We start from the raw sequence: 14,776 nt of genomic DNA, 5'->3' as shown, positions 1-14,776 counted from the left end.
CAATGAGGTTACGTAACAAGCCGTGGGCCGTTAGTTTAGTTAATCAACATCCAGAGAGTGTTTTAGATCGACCGGATCCACAAAATACAATAAATTGGGCTGATCGTTTTGCTAACGATACTAAACCACTTGAAATTGAAATTGGTTCAGGGAAGGGGCAGTTTATTACGACCTTGGCTGAGCAACACCCTGAAAAAAATTTTGTGGCAGTTGAGTTACAAATTTCAGCGGCGGGAATGATTTTACGTTCGAAGCTAGCAAAAAATTTAAATAATTTGCAAATTTTATGTGCTGATGCAGCTAATATCGATTGTTATTTTGCACCTGACAGCGCTGATGTATTATATTTGAATTTTAGTGATCCTTGGCCAAAAAGTCGCCATGAAAAGCGGCGTCTGACTTATAAATCATTTTTACAGAAATATCAAAAAATAATTACACCGCATGGTCACCTTGAATTTAAAACGGATAATGCTGGATTATTTGCGTATTCTGTACAAAGTATGAATAATTATGGTATGAACTTTGATTTTGTTTCAGTTGATTTGCATAATGAGGTTCACGAAATTATTGCAAACAATATTGAAACTGAATATGAACATAAATTTGCGGCCAAGGGTAATCCAATTTATGCTCTGCACGCTAATTTTGGGGTAAAATAATTAAGTACTTTATGAAGACGTGAGGTTTTAAAGATGGAACAAATTAAAGCATTTGACAAAGATAAATTAACTGAAATAACAAAAAGTGGACGAGTAATTCTGGAATTTTCTGCCGATTGGTGTCCTGATTGCCGTTTTTTGGATCAATTTTTACCAGCAATTGAAAAAGATTTTGCTGATAGCAAATTTTATCAGATTGACCGCGATGGAGCTGTCGACCTGGCTAAAGAAATGGATATTATGGGAATTCCATCTTTTGTTGTCTACCAAGATGGTCAAGAAATTGGTAGACTAGTTAATAAGGATCGTAAAACCAAAGAAGAAGTTGAAAATTTTTTGCGGTCATTGGACTAATGAAAGAGGATTTTGCTAAATGATTACTAGTATTAATAAGCGTAGTTATCCCAAGACTTTAATTGTGATTTTGGGTCAAGACCATGGTAAGAGTGAATATAACGAAAAGAACGATGTTACCCAGATTATTGATGAACAAGGCAATGTGATTGGTTATAACTTTTTTAATGTTGATCAATTAATTGATTATAATAGTTTATCTGATGGACAAGTTAAGCTTTCTGAAACTGATTTGGTGGCTTTAAATCAAAAATTAGCAGAAGTTGGTTTTACTGATCAGCTTACCTATGGTAAACCGACTTTAGTCTATGGCTATGTGAAGACATGTGAAAAGCATCCCGATTCTGATCATTTACATGTTACAACTGTTGATGTAGGCGATAATGAAGAATATCAAATTGTTTGTGGAGCTCCTAATATTGCTCAAGGACAAGAGGTTGTGGTAGCTCTTCCTGGTACCTTAATGCCTAATGGGCAACAAATTTGGCCTGGGGCATTGCGGCATGTTGATTCATATGGAATGATATGCTCAGCACGCGAGCTAGGACTTGCTCATGCTCCCCAAAAACGAGGAATACTAGTTGTACCCGATGATTTTCCAGTAGGTGCAGCATTTGATCCTGCTGAATGTGATGAATTATTAGCAAGCGGAAAGATTGGTTTGTAATTAGCAAATAGTATAAAAATAAGTCTAAAAGTTAGTTAACTTTTGAGGCTTTTTTAATGCTGAAATATTAGTCTGTGCTGCTTTTTTGATAAAAATAATGGTAGAATGATAACCAGTGTTAAATGAAATTTTGGAGCTTAAAATATGTTAGATAAGAATAAACAAATTTGGTTTATTGGAATTAAAGGTACAGGAATGGCTTCGTTGGCTTTATTGCTTAATGATTTAGGCTATAACGTTGCGGGAAGTGATATCGAAAAATACACTTTTACGCAAACTCCTTTAGCAGAAGCTGGTATCAAAGTCACTAAATTTGCGGCCAATAATATTAAAGATACCGGTCAAGTAATCGTTAAAGGAAATGCTTTTAAAGACGACAATATTGAAGTAAGTACTTGTCAAGAGAAAAATCTATCTTGGCAAAGTTATCCTGATACAGTTGAAGAAATCATTAAATTACATACCAGTATTGGCGTCTCTGGTACTCACGGTAAAACATCGACTACTGGCTTGCTGGCTCAAGTTTTAAAAACGGCAGCGCCTACCTCTTATTTGATTGGTGACGGTGAAGGGAAAGGCGTTAAAGACTCACGCTTTTTTGCTTATGAGGCTGATGAATATCGCCGGCATTTTTTGGCTTATCATCCTGATTATCAAATAATGACCAATATTGATTTTGATCATCCTGATTATTTTAAAGATCAAGCGGATTATACTGCTGCCTTTCAAACAGCAGCTGATCAAACGCAAAAGGGGTTATTTGTTTGGGGAGCAGATGAGCGTTTACAAAAATTACATACTAATGCCCATAAATATACATACGGTTTTAATAGAAATGATGATTTTCAAGCAGTAGATATTAGGCGGTCTACTGCTGGGTCCAGTTTTAGTGTTATGCACCATGGAGAAAAAATTGGTCAATTTTCTATTCATTTGTATGGTGATCATAACATTCTAAATGCAACAGCAGTAATTGCTGTTGCATTTACAGAGAATATTCCATTAGCAGCGATTCAAAAAGGTTTATTAACATATAAGGGAGCAAAACGGCGTTTTTCTGAAAAAGATTTAGGTGGATTTAGTATAATTGATGACTATGCCCACCATCCAACGGAAATGCGGGCAACCATTCAAGCTACTCGGCAAAAGTTTCCTGATAAGAATTTAGTTGTTGTTTTTCAACCGCATACCTTCACAAGAACAAAAAAATACGCTAATGAATTTATTGATATTTTGTGTGGCGTTGATAAAGCATATATAACGCCAATTTATGCTTCAGCTAGAGAAAGTGGTGGAGCAATTTCCAGTGAGGACTTGGTGGCAAAGATTCCTAATGCTGAAGTGATTGATTTTGATAACATTGCTGATTTAACCAAAATTAAGGATTGTGTAATTGTCTTTATGGGAGCTGGCGATATTCAAAAGTATGAAGCTGCTTTTGAAAAATTGCTCTAACTTAGAAGTGTTTGATTAATTATAGTAAAGATTGATAAATTAGTTTAATTAAATGAGCAAGTAATTATATTATTTGCTTTTTTATTTTGAAGTTTTAGATTTTCAAATTGACTGCCTATTATTTTGGTTTGGTCATTTTTTTCTTGGAAAGGATTGCATTCTGCAAGAAGTAAAAAAAACTGTTAGAATAAAAGAAACTATAGCTTTACTTGTGAGGAGATTCAATGGCTAATCAAAAATTACTTTTAATTGATGGTAATTCGATTGCATTTCGGGCGTTTTATGCCCTGTACCGTCAACTTGAAAATTTTAAAAACGCAGATGGTTTACATACTAATGCCATTTATACTTTTAAAAATATGCTCGATGTTTTACTTAGTGATGTTCAGCCTGACCATATTTTGGTTGCGTTTGATGCTGGTAAAACCACTTTTAGAACTGCCATGTATAGTGATTATAAAGGTGGCAGGCAAAAAACCCCGCCTGAACTGTCTGAGCAATTACCATATATTCATGAACTATTACATGATTTGGGGATTGCTACGTATGAATTAACTGATTATGAAGCAGATGATATAATTGGTACTTTTTCAAAAATTGGTGAAAAAAACAATTTTGAAGTAACCATAGTAACTGGGGATAAGGATTTAACACAATTAGCATCAGATAAAGTAACAGTAATGGTGACTAAATCAGGTGTACTGAACCTGGAAGCATATACGCCAGAACATATGAAAGAGGTTAATGGAGTAACACCTACTGAGTTTATTGATATGAAAGCTCTAATGGGAGATAATTCAGATAATTATCCTGGTGTGACTAAGGTTGGACCTAAGACTGCTGCACAGCTTATTCAAGAATATGGTTCAATTGAAAGCTTATATGAACATGTTGATGAATTAAAAAAGTCAAAATTAAAAGAAAATTTAATAAAGGATAAGGATAAGGCCTTTTTGGCTAAGAAGCTTGCTACAATCAATTGCAGTACACCGGTGACGATTGGTCTTGCTGATTTGAAAAAGAGAAGTGCTGATTATGATGCATTACGTCATTTTTATGAAAAAATGAATTTTCGTAAATTTCTAAATGATTTAGAACCGTCGCCTAAATTATTGGAGCCAAATGACAGTGCTTATCAAGCATCTAATGTTGAATTTACTGAATTAACCGATAAAAACCTCGCCTTAAAGGTCAAGGAAGCTGAGACGATTAGCTTTTATTTAGGAATGCTGGGGGCAAATTATCATTCAGCTACTTTTGTTGGTTTTGCTTTTGCGATTGATAAGCAAGTTTATCTTAGTCGCGATGTAAATCTTTTAAAGAATAACGAACTAAAAAGTATCCTAGAGAATGAAAAAATCAAAAAAAATGTTTTTGATTTAAAAAGAACAATGGTTGGTTTAAGACGTTTAGGTATTCAAGTTCAAGGAATCGAATACGATATGCTCTTAGCTTCATATCTGATTAATAATGAAAATAATTCTGATGATATGGCGGAAATTTGCAACATGTATGGTGATAATTCAGTAAAACATGATCATGAGGTATACGGTAAGGGTAAAAGTCAACAAATACCTGCTGATGATCAGTTGCTGTATAATCATCTTGCTACCAAAGTTGAAGCTATTGCTAGCTTAAAAGAATCGCTCTTGAGTAAACTTAAAGACCATGAACAAGATGACTTATATGCAAGTATTGAACTGCCTGTAGCTCGAGTATTAGCAATTATGGAGATTAACGGGATTAAAGTTCAAGCCCATACTTTAACTGATTTGCAGCAAGAGTTTGCCGTTGAACTCAAAAATTTAGAAAGAAAAATATATGAAGAGGCCGGCGAAGAGTTTAATATTAATTCACCGAAGCAATTAGGTCATATTTTATTTGAAAAGTTGGGGTTGCCTGCTATTAAAAAAACAAAAACCGGTTATTCAACTTCAGTTGATGTTTTAACACAATTGCAAGATCAAAGTCCCATTATTGCTGATATTTTAACTTATCGGCAAACTGCCAAAATTCAGTCAACCTATGTTAATGGGTTACTTGATGTAATTAAGCAAGATGGACGAGTTCATACTCGCTATCTACAGACTTTAACAGCAACTGGGCGTTTATCCTCTGTTGATCCGAATTTACAAAATATTCCTACTCGGACACAGGAAGGTAAGCAGATTAGAAAAGCCTTTGTACCAAGTGATCCAGCTGGTTACATTTTTTCTTGCGATTATTCTCAAATAGAATTACGGATTTTAGCTCAAGTTTCTGGTGATGAGCAAATGCAAGAAGCTTTTAGAACTGGCTATGATATTCATGCGCATACTGCTATGAAAATTTTCAAATTGAAATCTCCAGCAGAAGTAACCCCATTAATGAGGCGCAGAGCCAAAGCAGTTAATTTTGGTATTGTTTATGGCATTTCAGATTATGGGCTATCCAAAAATTTGAATATCAGTCGTAAGCAAGCTCAAGAATTTATCGATAATTACTTTGAACAATACTCCCAAATTAAAGAATACATGGATAAAGCGGTTCAAATAGCTCGTGAAAAGGGTTATGCTGAAACTATTATGCATCGCCGGCGTTATTTACCAGATATTCACGCTAAAAACTTTAATATTCGATCATTTGCTGAACGTACTGCAATTAATTCGCCAATTCAAGGATCTGCAGCAGATATTATTAAAATTGCGATGATTAATATGCAACGCAAGTTAGATGAACTTCATTTAAAAACAAAAATGGTTGTTCAAGTTCATGATGAATTGATTTTTGATGTTCCTAAAGATGAGTTAGCAACTATCAAAGAGATTGTTCCTGCAGTGATGCAATCAGCAGTACATTTAGATATTCCATTGGTTGCTGATTCAGGCTATGGTCATGATTGGTTTGATGCAAAGTAAGGAGATAGATCAATGCCAGAAATGCCAGAAGTAGAAACAGTTCGCCGAACTCTTCTTCCTTTGGTTAAAGGAAAAACGATTCAAGCAGTTACGGTGTGGTATCCTAAAATTATTGCTAGTGATTCTGAGCAATTTATTCAGCAATTAGTAGGTAAGAAAATCGAAACGATAGATCGTTATGCAAAATATTTACTAATTCGTTTAAGTGGTCAATTAACTATTGTTTCTCATTTGCGGATGGAAGGTAAATATCGTTTAGTAGAGGCTAATATACCTAAAGATAAGCACGATCATGTTCAAATAGCTTTTACAGACAAAACAGCATTACGTTATAATGATGTCCGTAAATTTGGACGCATGCAATTGGTTAAGACTGGTACAGAAAAGGAAGTAACCGGTATTAGTAAATTGGGCTGCGAACCTAATTCATCTGAATTCACTACACAGTACTTGATAAATGCACTTAGTCGCAAAAAAAAGAATATAAAAAATGTACTGCTTGACCAAACAATTGTTGCTGGACTTGGTAATATTTACGTTGATGAGGTATTGTGGCAGACAAAAATTCACCCACTAAGTTTAGCCAATCAAATTCCGCAGTTTCAAGGACATCAATTGCACGACAATATTAATGAACTAATTGACTTGGCCATAAAAAAGCACGGCACAACCATACATACTTATCTTGATGCAAACGGTGATACGGGCGATTTTCAAAAATTACTGAAGGTATATGGACATAAAGGTGAGCCTTGCCCACGCTGTGGGGTTTTATTAGAAAAAATCAAGGTATCAGGACGTGGTACTACATTTTGTCCCGATTGTCAGGTGATTTATAAGTGACTATCGTGATAGGCTTAACTGGTGGAATTGCTAGCGGGAAGAGTACGGCAGATGCATTCTTTCATAAAAAGAAGATACCAGTTATTGATAGTGACAGAATCGCTCATGAGCTTTTAAATATAGATCATGCAGGCTATAAAGTTGTAGTGACAGAATTTGGATGTAATATTTTAAATTCAGATAAATCAATTAATCGTGCAAAACTTGGGCAAATAGTTTTTAGTGATAAGCAGCAATTGGAAAAGCTGAATGCTATTACACATCCATTGATTTTAAAAGAAATTCAGGCTAAAATTACTCGATATAAAAAGCTAGGTGAGCTGATTGTTGTTCTTGATGCACCACTACTTTTTGAATCTAAAGCTCGAAATTTATGTGATTGCAGTATTTTAATTGCTTTACCAGAGGGTGAGCAAATCAAGCGTTTAATGGTACGAGACAATTTAACTGAAAAAGATGCGATAGCTCGAATTAATAGCCAGATGTCGTTAGCCCAAAAAGCAAAGTTGGCTGATTATGTAATTTTAAATACCAGTACAATAAAAGTTTTAGAAACTAAATTAGATAAATTGATTAGTAAAATAATTAAGGAGTCAGAGTATGGAATGTCCTAATTGTCGACAAAATGCATCTCGTGTCATTGATTCACGACCTAGTGATGAAAATAGATCAATAAGACGGCGAAGAGAATGTGAAAATTGTGGTTTTCGGTTTACTACTTTTGAACGAATTGAGACAACACCTTTATTAGTAATTAAAAATGATGGTACACGGGAACCATTTAACCGCAAAAAAATACTTCATGGTGTAATGGCTGCTGGACAAAAACGGCCCATTACTAGTTCTCAATTTGAACAATTAGTTGATCATGTAGAAAATAAAATTAGACAACAAGGAATTAGTGAGATTTCATCTAAAAAAATTGGAAAATTGGTTATGGATGAATTAGCTGAATTAGATGATGTTGCCTATATTCGGTTTGCATCAATTTATCGTGAATTTAAGGATATGTCTAGTTTTATGAAGACAATGGAAGATATGATGGCCAAAAGAGAGAAGGGTAATTAGTCATGTTTATGACGCCCAATCCTAAACAGCCTTTTTTAATTATTAATCGGGTAGAAATTTCTATAACTGCACTGCGTATTCTAGTTAAGTTATATCAACCATTAATTGGCTCGTTAGCGCTAGCTTTATATTTAAGCTTAAATGAGGATTACCGTCCACAAATGATTCTGTCAGATGCACATGGACTGTATAGTTTACAAGAACAACTAGACTGCGACCTCAAAAGCTTGTTTATCGCATTACATAAGTTGGAAGCTGTCGGATTAGTTCAAACAAAATTAATCGATAATAAAATTATGGGTCAAGTTTTAACTTTTCGTTTGGCAGAAGTACCCAGTAGTAGTGAATTTTTTGCCACAACACTATTAGCTAGTTTATTAAAAGAAAAAGTTGGTGTTACAGTTTTTCAAAAGCTAAGTAGTGATTTTGCACATGAGAATAAGCAAAATAAAAATACTGTGACCGGATTGGCTAATGCGCAAGATATATCCGCTTCATTTATGGATGTTTTTAGTTTGCCAAAAGCAGAGGCAATCGATCCTTCACCAGAAGTCAAACAAGCAGTGCGTGAAAACCAGGTTGGTCAAAATCAACAAGCAAGTATCAATCAACAAGACAGTATTGATTGGGATTTTATGAAACAGCAATTTGAAATATATCAAATCCCAAATAGTGAAATTGATAAAAATCGTGAAGCAATTCGCGGTCTAATGCGGACATATGGTCTAGCCGAACAAGAATTTGTTGATGAAACTTTATCTTGTTTGCACGGTGAATATCAATTGAACATGCCATTAATTAAGCGAACGATTGCAAACACCATTCATGGTACAGATACGCAGCAACAGAATCAAAAACGGACGCTGCAAGCAAATTCAACTTTTAATGATAAGCAATTTAGTAAAAAAGAACAGGAAATTTTGCAATTAGCACATGAAAAAACTCCGGCGCAATTTATCTATTACTTAAAAAATGAGAGTCATGATTTTGTTGATGCAAGTGAATATCAATTACTTGATAATTTATATAACCAGAAAGGCATTTCAGCAGACTTGCTTAATATATTAACGTATGTTTGTCTGCAAAGTAGCCCTAAACTTTCTTATAATTTAACTAATACGATTTTACATGATTGGCTGCAACATGGGGTACATTCAGGAGAACAAGCCTTAGAATATATTGCTAAAAGAAAACAGACTAAGCAAAAGAATAAAGTTAATCATTATCGTAACTATAGTAAAAAATCAATAGAAAAAGGTACCGATTGGAGTAAACGTCAGGCAAAGAATGAAACTGATGTTTCAGCAGATGATTTAAAGAACTTCTTTAAGAATTTTGAAAGTGAAAATGGTATGAAGTAGGTAAAAAATGCGTACAATAAATCAGCTAATAATTAAAAACAATTCAAAACTAACTAAGAAAAATAATTTTGACGAGATTCGCAAGCAAATTTTAGCTGATCCTAAAATTCAAAAATTTATTAATGTTTACCGAGATAAAATAACGGATGAAATGATTAATGCGAGCCTCTCTAGTTTATACGAATTTTATATCTCGCAGCATCATAAAGATCCAGTAATTGTTGGCTATCGTCCAGAATTGATGTTAAGTAGCAATGCCATCACACTTAAATATGTTCCTGAAGAAAGCAAATTAGCTCAAGATAGAGATCATAGTATCAAAAAGCATGTTCGTTTAATTAATTTACCACTAAATTTGCATAACGTACGTTTAAGTCAAGTGGAAGTGACTGCAGGACGCAGAACAGCTATTGCTAAAATTCAAGAATTTTTGAGTCTATATAAAACAAATGTTTATCAAAAGGGTTTGTATTTATCAGGCGATTTTGGCGTAGGCAAGACTTATTTACTAGCTGGTCTTGCTAATTCGATAGCAGCGATGAATAAACAGGTTATTTTTTTGCATTTACCAACTTTTATTGCTAACTTAGCGAGTCATTTTGGCGACAACAGTTTAACAAATGAAGTCCAGCGCATAGCTCACTGTGACTTATTGATTTTAGATGATGTTGGTGCTGAAACATTAAGTCAATGGTCAAGAGATGAAGTTTTGGGCATAATTCTTCAGGCACGAATGGACAATGAACTGCCGACCTTTTTCTCTTCTAATTTTGCAATGGCAGATTTAGAAGAACATTTTAAGGAAACCAAAAATGCAATTGACCCAGTAAAAGCAGCGCGACTGATGGAGCGTGTAAAGACACTCGCAACTGAAATAATTGTATCCGGACCCAATCGGCGTAGTTAATTTAATAAATATTGGTGGATTTTTTTGCTTTTTAAAAAATTATTGCAATTAAATGTTAAATATGTATAATTGTATTAAATGAATGAACATGATGTTGCTCGTATCAGAGAGAAAGACGGTATTCTGGAAGTTTTTTATTAGAGTCGACACCCCACTTATTCATTGTTAAAGAGTAAATAATTGGGTGAATTCCACTATCGATTCAGAAAGAGTGGGCTAGACAGAACTAGCCTAAATTGGGTGGAACCACGCTAAATACGTCCCAGTGCATAATGCACTGGGACTTTTTTTATTATTTGGAGGAAATATGAGCTTTTCAATTATTTTACCAGATGGATCAAAACGAGCTTTTGAACAAACAGTCACTATTAATGAATTAGCACACAGCATTTCAACTTCTCTTGGCAAAGCAGCACTTGCTGGTAGAGTTAACGGACAACTTCATCCAGTAGAATATGAATTAAATCAAGATGCTGAGGTTGCGATTATTACTGATCGGGATGAAGAAGGTTTAAATATTTTAAGAGCTAGTGCAGCTTTTATTTTTGAAGCAGCAGCGAAGAAAGCTTATCCAGAGTTACGCTTAGGTGAACATGGGACTGAGACAGATGGGTTCTTTGTTGATACTGACAAAGAAAACCAAATCAAGATTAGTGAATTACCTGAACTTGAAAAAGCAGTTAAGCATTTAATTAAGGCTGGTGAAAAAATTGAAGCAGTGACAATGTCACGGGCAGAACTTCAAGAAATTTTCAGAGATAATGCTTTTAAACTTGATTTACTGCAAGCTGAAGCAAGCGATGAAATTACAGCATATAGGTTAGGTGACTTTATTGATTTTGGCTTTGATATTTTGGTATCAAATACTGGTAAAATTAAGCAATTTAAATTATTGTCAGTTGCGGGTGCTTATTGGCAGGGGCAGTCATCTAATCCAATGCTACAAAGAATTTCTGGAACGGCTTTCTTCAAAAAGGCTGATCTTGAGGCTGATTTAAAGCGACGTGAAGAAATTAAAGAACGTGATCACCGTACAATTGGGCGTGATCTTGATTTATTCTTTGTTGATCCTAAAGTTGGTGCAGGATTACCATACTGGATGCCAAAAGGAGCAACTATTAGGCGCGTAGTTGAGCGTTATATTATTGATCGTGAAGTTGCTGATGGTTATCAACATGTATATACCCCCGTTCTTTTAAATGTAGATGCGTATAAGACCTCAGGTCATTGGGCACATTATCGTGATGATATGTTTCCTCCAATGGACATGGGCGATGGTGAAATGCTTGAAATTCGCCCAATGAATTGTCCGTCACACATTCAAATTTATAAGCATCATATCCGTTCATATCGTGAATTGCCTATTAGAATTGCTGAATTGGGAATGATGCACAGATATGAAAAATCTGGTGCTTTGTCAGGTTTGCAACGAGTACGTGAGATGACTTTAAATGATGGTCATACTTTTGTTACGCTTGACCAAGTACAAGCAGAATTTTCTAAGATTTTGAAATTAATTATGGACGTTTATAAGGACTTTGATATTACTGATTACTATTTCAGACTGTCATATCGTGATCCGAAGAATACAGAAAAGTATTTTGCTAATGATGAAATGTGGGAAAGAAGTCAATCAATGCTTAAAAAAGCGATGGATGACATGGGACTTGACTATGTTGAAGCAGAAGGTGAAGCTGCTTTTTATGGTCCGAAGTTAGACATTCAAACTAAAACAGCTCTGGGTGCTGACGAAACAATGTCAACAATTCAACTCGACTTTATGTTACCAGAAAGATTTAATTTGACTTATATTGGGCAAGATGGGGAAGAGCATCGCCCAGTGATGATGCACCGCGGAATTGTAGGCACAATGGAACGCTTTATTGCTTATTTAATTGAAATTTATAAAGGTGCCTTTCCAACGTGGCTTGCTCCAGTTCAAGTTGAAGTAATTCCTGTTAATCTTGATGCGCATTCTGATTATGCTAAAAAGGTTCGTGATGAATTAAATAAGCGTGGTTTTAGAGCAGAAGCAGATTTACGTAATGAAAAATTAGGTTATAAAATTCGTGAATCGCAGACACAAAAAGTTCCTTATACCTTAGTTTTAGGTGACAATGAAATGAAAGCAAATGGTGTTAATGTTCGGCGCTATGGAACGGAGGAAGAAGTAGCCAAAGGTTTAGACCAATTTATTCAAGAAATTGATCAAGATGTTAAATCTTATTCACGCAAAAAATAAGTAATTAAGAGCTACTTTGAAATTTGTTGAGCAGCCGTTGTTTTATTATTGGGAGAGTCAATATGAAGAAAATTTTTGACCTAGTTCCGGTATTAATCAGTCTATTTTTGTTAGCAGGTTGCAGTCAGCAAGTTTCTGATCAAGATGTTTTAAAGAATGCACAAGCTTCTAAAACAATTACATGGGGAATTGAAAGTGATGTCAGGCTATTCAGTTTAACAGATGTTAGAGATTATCGGGAAAAAGGTTTTGACGTTGATGTGGCTAAAGCTGTAACGAAAGAAATTTTAGGCTCACGTGGTCAAGCTAAATTTGTTTTAGCAACTGCTCAGTCAAGAATTCCACTTCTTAAAAATGGTAATGTGGATGCTGTAATTGCCACAATGACTATTACGCCGCAGCGCAAGAAACTGGTAAACTTTTCACGTCCATATTTTGCTGCGGGGCAGTCTTTGCTAGTTAGAAAAGATTCTAAAATAAAAAATGTTCATGATTTAAAAGGGAAAACCGTTATTGGAATTATTGGTGATAATTCAGTTGAAGTAATTAAAAAAATAGCCCCGCAAGCTAAGGTGGTGCAAATGCAAGACTATGGTCAAGCAGTTGTTGCATTAAAAGCTGGTCAGGGGGATGCCCTTTCCAGTGATAACGGTGTTTTATATGGTCTTGCGGTTGAAAGCCCGACATTAGAGGTGCGCGGAGGGACCTTTACCCATGAACCCTATGGAATTGCCATTAACAAGCATCAAGAAAAATTCGAGCGTGCTATTAATCGGGCAATTGTAAAAATGCAACATGATGGCCAATATAATCGTTTAATTAAAAAATGGTTTGGTCGAGTTCCTGGATTTAATTATAAAACTCTTTATAATTAAATTGATTAGCTACAATTTTGATATTACTTTAATAAATATAATACTTTATTTATTAAAACAATTTGACTAGTTAGTAGAAGACGTGTATAATCATATTAGTTGAGAACAAGAAGAAGCTTCCCGCTTCTCGCCTAAGTTAAGTTGACCTCTGGGCTAATCGATATTTTCTGTTGATTAAGAGCGGGTTACTTATTACCCGCTCTTTTCTTGTCCTCAAGTTAACTATGGAGGTGAAGAATTATACCAAGGAATTTGATATTAAACGACCAAATTCGCTCACGCGAAGTTCGTTTAATTAATGAAGATGGTGAACAAGTTGGTGTTGTAACCAAAGCTGAGGCTTTACGCCAAGCAAGTGTTGCAAATTTAGATTTAGTTCTAATTTCGCCTAATGCCAAACCACCAGTTGCTCGTATAATGGACTACGGTAAATACCGTTTTGAACAACAAAAGAAGGTTAAAGAATCACGCAAAAAGTCAAAGACAGTTAGTGTGAAGGAAATACGCCTAAGTCCAACAATTGAAGGCAATGATTTTAACACTAAATTAAAGCATGCGCAAAAGTTTCTTACTAAAGAAGGAGCTAATGTTCGTGTTTCAATTAGATTCAGGGGTCGAGCTATTACTCATAAAGAATTAGGACGTGATGTGCTAGAAAAAATGGCAGAAGCCACTGCGGACATTGCTACTGTTGTAAGCAAGCCAAAGATGGAAGGTCGTTCAATGTTCTTAATACTTGCTCCCAAGAGTGATAAAAATAAATAGTTAATTTGGAGGAATTAGAAATGCCTAAAATGAAAACCCACCGCGCTTCAGCAAAGCGTTTTAAAAGAACTGCTTCTGGTCAATTAAAGCGTCATCACGCTTTTACTGGTCACCGTTTCCACGGTAAGACTAAGAAACAACGTCGTCATTTGAGAAAGGCTACTTTAGTTTCGCGTAGCGACTTGAAGCGCATCAAGCAGATGCTCTCACAAATGCGTTAATTATTAAAGTAACAGCGATATTTAGGAGGAATTTTAGATGCCAAGAGTTAAGGGTGGAACAGTAACACGTAAACGTCGTAAAAAGATTATGAAGCTCGCTAAGGGTTACCGGGGCGCAAAGCATATGCAATTTAAAGCTGCAAGTACACAATTATTCGTATCTTACAGATATGCATTCCGTGATCGTAGAAGACGTAAGAGTGACTTTAGAAAGTTATGGATTGCGAGAATTAATGCTGCAGCAAGACAAAATGATCTTTCATATTCTAAGTTAATGCACGGCTTGAAAGTTGCGGGTATTGATATCAACCGTAAAATGTTAGCCGATATTGCATATAGTGATTCAAAGACTTTTGCACAATTAGCTGAAACTGCTAAAAATGCTTTAAAATAAGTTAAAGAATGGCGCGGTTGCGCCGTTTTTTTATGTCAAAATTTATCACTTGAAGCTTATTCTCT

General features: G+C 35.1%; 15 protein-coding genes and 1 other annotated feature. All 15 genes read left to right on the top strand.

Translation table 11 applies throughout. The features are described from left to right. Nucleotides 1-2: 2 nt before the first annotated feature. The gene (trmB, locus tag F5ESL0230_RS05915; RefSeq protein ID WP_122021987.1) at nucleotides 3-662 is read left to right on the top strand and encodes a tRNA (guanosine(46)-N7)-methyltransferase TrmB; all 660 of its coding nucleotides are present in this window, start codon (nucleotides 3-5) and stop codon (nucleotides 660-662) included. Nucleotides 663-695: 33 nt separating this feature from the next. Beyond that, nucleotides 696-1,016 (top strand): thioredoxin family protein, encoded by a 321-nt coding sequence (locus F5ESL0230_RS05910; protein WP_090092903.1) that lies wholly within the window; start codon nucleotides 696-698, stop codon nucleotides 1,014-1,016. Nucleotides 1,017-1,035: 19 nt separating this feature from the next. Then, entirely contained in the window at nucleotides 1,036-1,683 is a 648-nt protein-coding gene (ytpR, locus tag F5ESL0230_RS05905; protein WP_122021986.1) for a YtpR family tRNA-binding protein, read from the top strand. A 144-nt stretch (nucleotides 1,684-1,827) separates the two neighbouring features. After that, entirely contained in the window at nucleotides 1,828-3,138 is a 1,311-nt protein-coding gene (gene murC, locus F5ESL0230_RS05900; protein ID WP_122021985.1) for a UDP-N-acetylmuramate--L-alanine ligase, read from the top strand. A gap of 224 nt (nucleotides 3,139-3,362) precedes the next feature. After that, nucleotides 3,363-6,035 (top strand): DNA polymerase I, encoded by a 2,673-nt coding sequence (gene polA, locus F5ESL0230_RS05895; protein ID WP_122021984.1) that lies wholly within the window; start codon nucleotides 3,363-3,365, stop codon nucleotides 6,033-6,035. A 12-nt stretch (nucleotides 6,036-6,047) separates the two neighbouring features. Continuing rightward, nucleotides 6,048-6,878, top strand: a complete 831-nt coding sequence (gene mutM, locus F5ESL0230_RS05890) for a bifunctional DNA-formamidopyrimidine glycosylase/DNA-(apurinic or apyrimidinic site) lyase (RefSeq protein ID WP_122021983.1) — start codon at nucleotides 6,048-6,050, stop codon at nucleotides 6,876-6,878. Beyond that, entirely contained in the window at nucleotides 6,875-7,492 is a 618-nt protein-coding gene (coaE, locus tag F5ESL0230_RS05885; RefSeq protein ID WP_122021982.1) for a dephospho-CoA kinase, read from the top strand. Before mutM ends, coaE begins: the two co-directional genes overlap by 4 nt. Beyond that, a complete protein-coding gene (nrdR, locus tag F5ESL0230_RS05880) occupies nucleotides 7,479-7,946 on the top strand; it encodes a transcriptional regulator NrdR (RefSeq protein WP_090092894.1) in 468 nt (155 codons plus the stop codon). The genes coaE and nrdR overlap by 14 nt, the downstream gene beginning before the upstream one ends. 2 nt (nucleotides 7,947-7,948) lie before the next feature. Further along, entirely contained in the window at nucleotides 7,949-9,307 is a 1,359-nt protein-coding gene (locus F5ESL0230_RS05875) for a DnaD domain protein (RefSeq protein ID WP_122021981.1), read from the top strand. A 7-nt stretch (nucleotides 9,308-9,314) separates the two neighbouring features. Further along, complete coding sequence (dnaI, locus tag F5ESL0230_RS05870; protein ID WP_122021980.1) at nucleotides 9,315-10,214, top strand: primosomal protein DnaI; 900 nt, start codon at nucleotides 9,315-9,317, stop codon at nucleotides 10,212-10,214. A gap of 307 nt (nucleotides 10,215-10,521) precedes the next feature. After that, nucleotides 10,522-12,456, top strand: coding sequence for a threonine--tRNA ligase (thrS, locus tag F5ESL0230_RS05865; protein WP_122021979.1), 1,935 nt, complete (start codon nucleotides 10,522-10,524; stop codon nucleotides 12,454-12,456). A 62-nt stretch (nucleotides 12,457-12,518) separates the two neighbouring features. Continuing rightward, complete coding sequence (locus F5ESL0230_RS05860) at nucleotides 12,519-13,331, top strand: transporter substrate-binding domain-containing protein (RefSeq protein ID WP_122021978.1); 813 nt, start codon at nucleotides 12,519-12,521, stop codon at nucleotides 13,329-13,331. Nucleotides 13,332-13,432: 101 nt separating this feature from the next. Further along, nucleotides 13,433-13,545 (top strand) — a sequence feature (ribosomal protein L20 leader region). Between the two features lie 38 nt (nucleotides 13,546-13,583). Beyond that, nucleotides 13,584-14,096, top strand: coding sequence for a translation initiation factor IF-3 (gene infC, locus F5ESL0230_RS05855; RefSeq protein ID WP_090092887.1), 513 nt, complete (start codon nucleotides 13,584-13,586; stop codon nucleotides 14,094-14,096). Nucleotides 14,097-14,116: 20 nt separating this feature from the next. Next, nucleotides 14,117-14,317: a 50S ribosomal protein L35 gene (gene rpmI / locus F5ESL0230_RS05850; RefSeq protein ID WP_090092886.1), complete on the top strand. Its 201-nt coding sequence runs from the start codon at nucleotides 14,117-14,119 to the stop codon at nucleotides 14,315-14,317. A gap of 37 nt (nucleotides 14,318-14,354) precedes the next feature. Then, nucleotides 14,355-14,711 carry a 50S ribosomal protein L20 gene (rplT, locus tag F5ESL0230_RS05845; protein ID WP_090092885.1) on the top strand — a complete coding sequence of 119 codons (357 nt, stop codon included), beginning with the start codon at nucleotides 14,355-14,357 and terminating at the stop codon, nucleotides 14,709-14,711. The last annotated feature ends 65 nt before the right edge of the window (nucleotides 14,712-14,776 follow it).

It is taken from the genome of Lactobacillus sp. ESL0230, from assembly GCF_003692805.1.
In the GTDB taxonomy this organism is placed as follows: Bacteria; Bacillota; Bacilli; order Lactobacillales; family Lactobacillaceae; genus Lactobacillus; species Lactobacillus bombicola.
This window is presented reverse-complemented; position numbering and strand designations above follow the sequence as displayed.

Excerpts from the sequence above, each read along its gene's own strand:
- trmB (WP_122021987.1), top strand. The coding sequence starts at position 3 with ATGAGGTTACGTAACAAGCCGTGGGCCGTTAGTTTAGTTAATCAACAT.
- F5ESL0230_RS05910 (WP_090092903.1), top strand. The coding sequence starts at position 696 with ATGGAACAAATTAAAGCATTTGACAAAGATAAATTAACTGAAATAACA.
- ytpR (WP_122021986.1), top strand. The coding sequence starts at position 1,036 with ATGATTACTAGTATTAATAAGCGTAGTTATCCCAAGACTTTAATTGTG.
- murC (WP_122021985.1), top strand. The coding sequence starts at position 1,828 with ATGTTAGATAAGAATAAACAAATTTGGTTTATTGGAATTAAAGGTACA.
- polA (WP_122021984.1), top strand. The coding sequence starts at position 3,363 with ATGGCTAATCAAAAATTACTTTTAATTGATGGTAATTCGATTGCATTT.
- mutM (WP_122021983.1), top strand. The coding sequence starts at position 6,048 with ATGCCAGAAATGCCAGAAGTAGAAACAGTTCGCCGAACTCTTCTTCCT.
- nrdR (WP_090092894.1), top strand. The coding sequence starts at position 7,479 with ATGGAATGTCCTAATTGTCGACAAAATGCATCTCGTGTCATTGATTCA.
- F5ESL0230_RS05875 (WP_122021981.1), top strand. The coding sequence starts at position 7,949 with ATGTTTATGACGCCCAATCCTAAACAGCCTTTTTTAATTATTAATCGG.
- dnaI (WP_122021980.1), top strand. The coding sequence starts at position 9,315 with ATGCGTACAATAAATCAGCTAATAATTAAAAACAATTCAAAACTAACT.
- thrS (WP_122021979.1), top strand. The coding sequence starts at position 10,522 with ATGAGCTTTTCAATTATTTTACCAGATGGATCAAAACGAGCTTTTGAA.
- F5ESL0230_RS05860 (WP_122021978.1), top strand. The coding sequence starts at position 12,519 with ATGAAGAAAATTTTTGACCTAGTTCCGGTATTAATCAGTCTATTTTTG.
- rpmI (WP_090092886.1), top strand. The coding sequence starts at position 14,117 with ATGCCTAAAATGAAAACCCACCGCGCTTCAGCAAAGCGTTTTAAAAGA.
- rplT (WP_090092885.1), top strand. The coding sequence starts at position 14,355 with ATGCCAAGAGTTAAGGGTGGAACAGTAACACGTAAACGTCGTAAAAAG.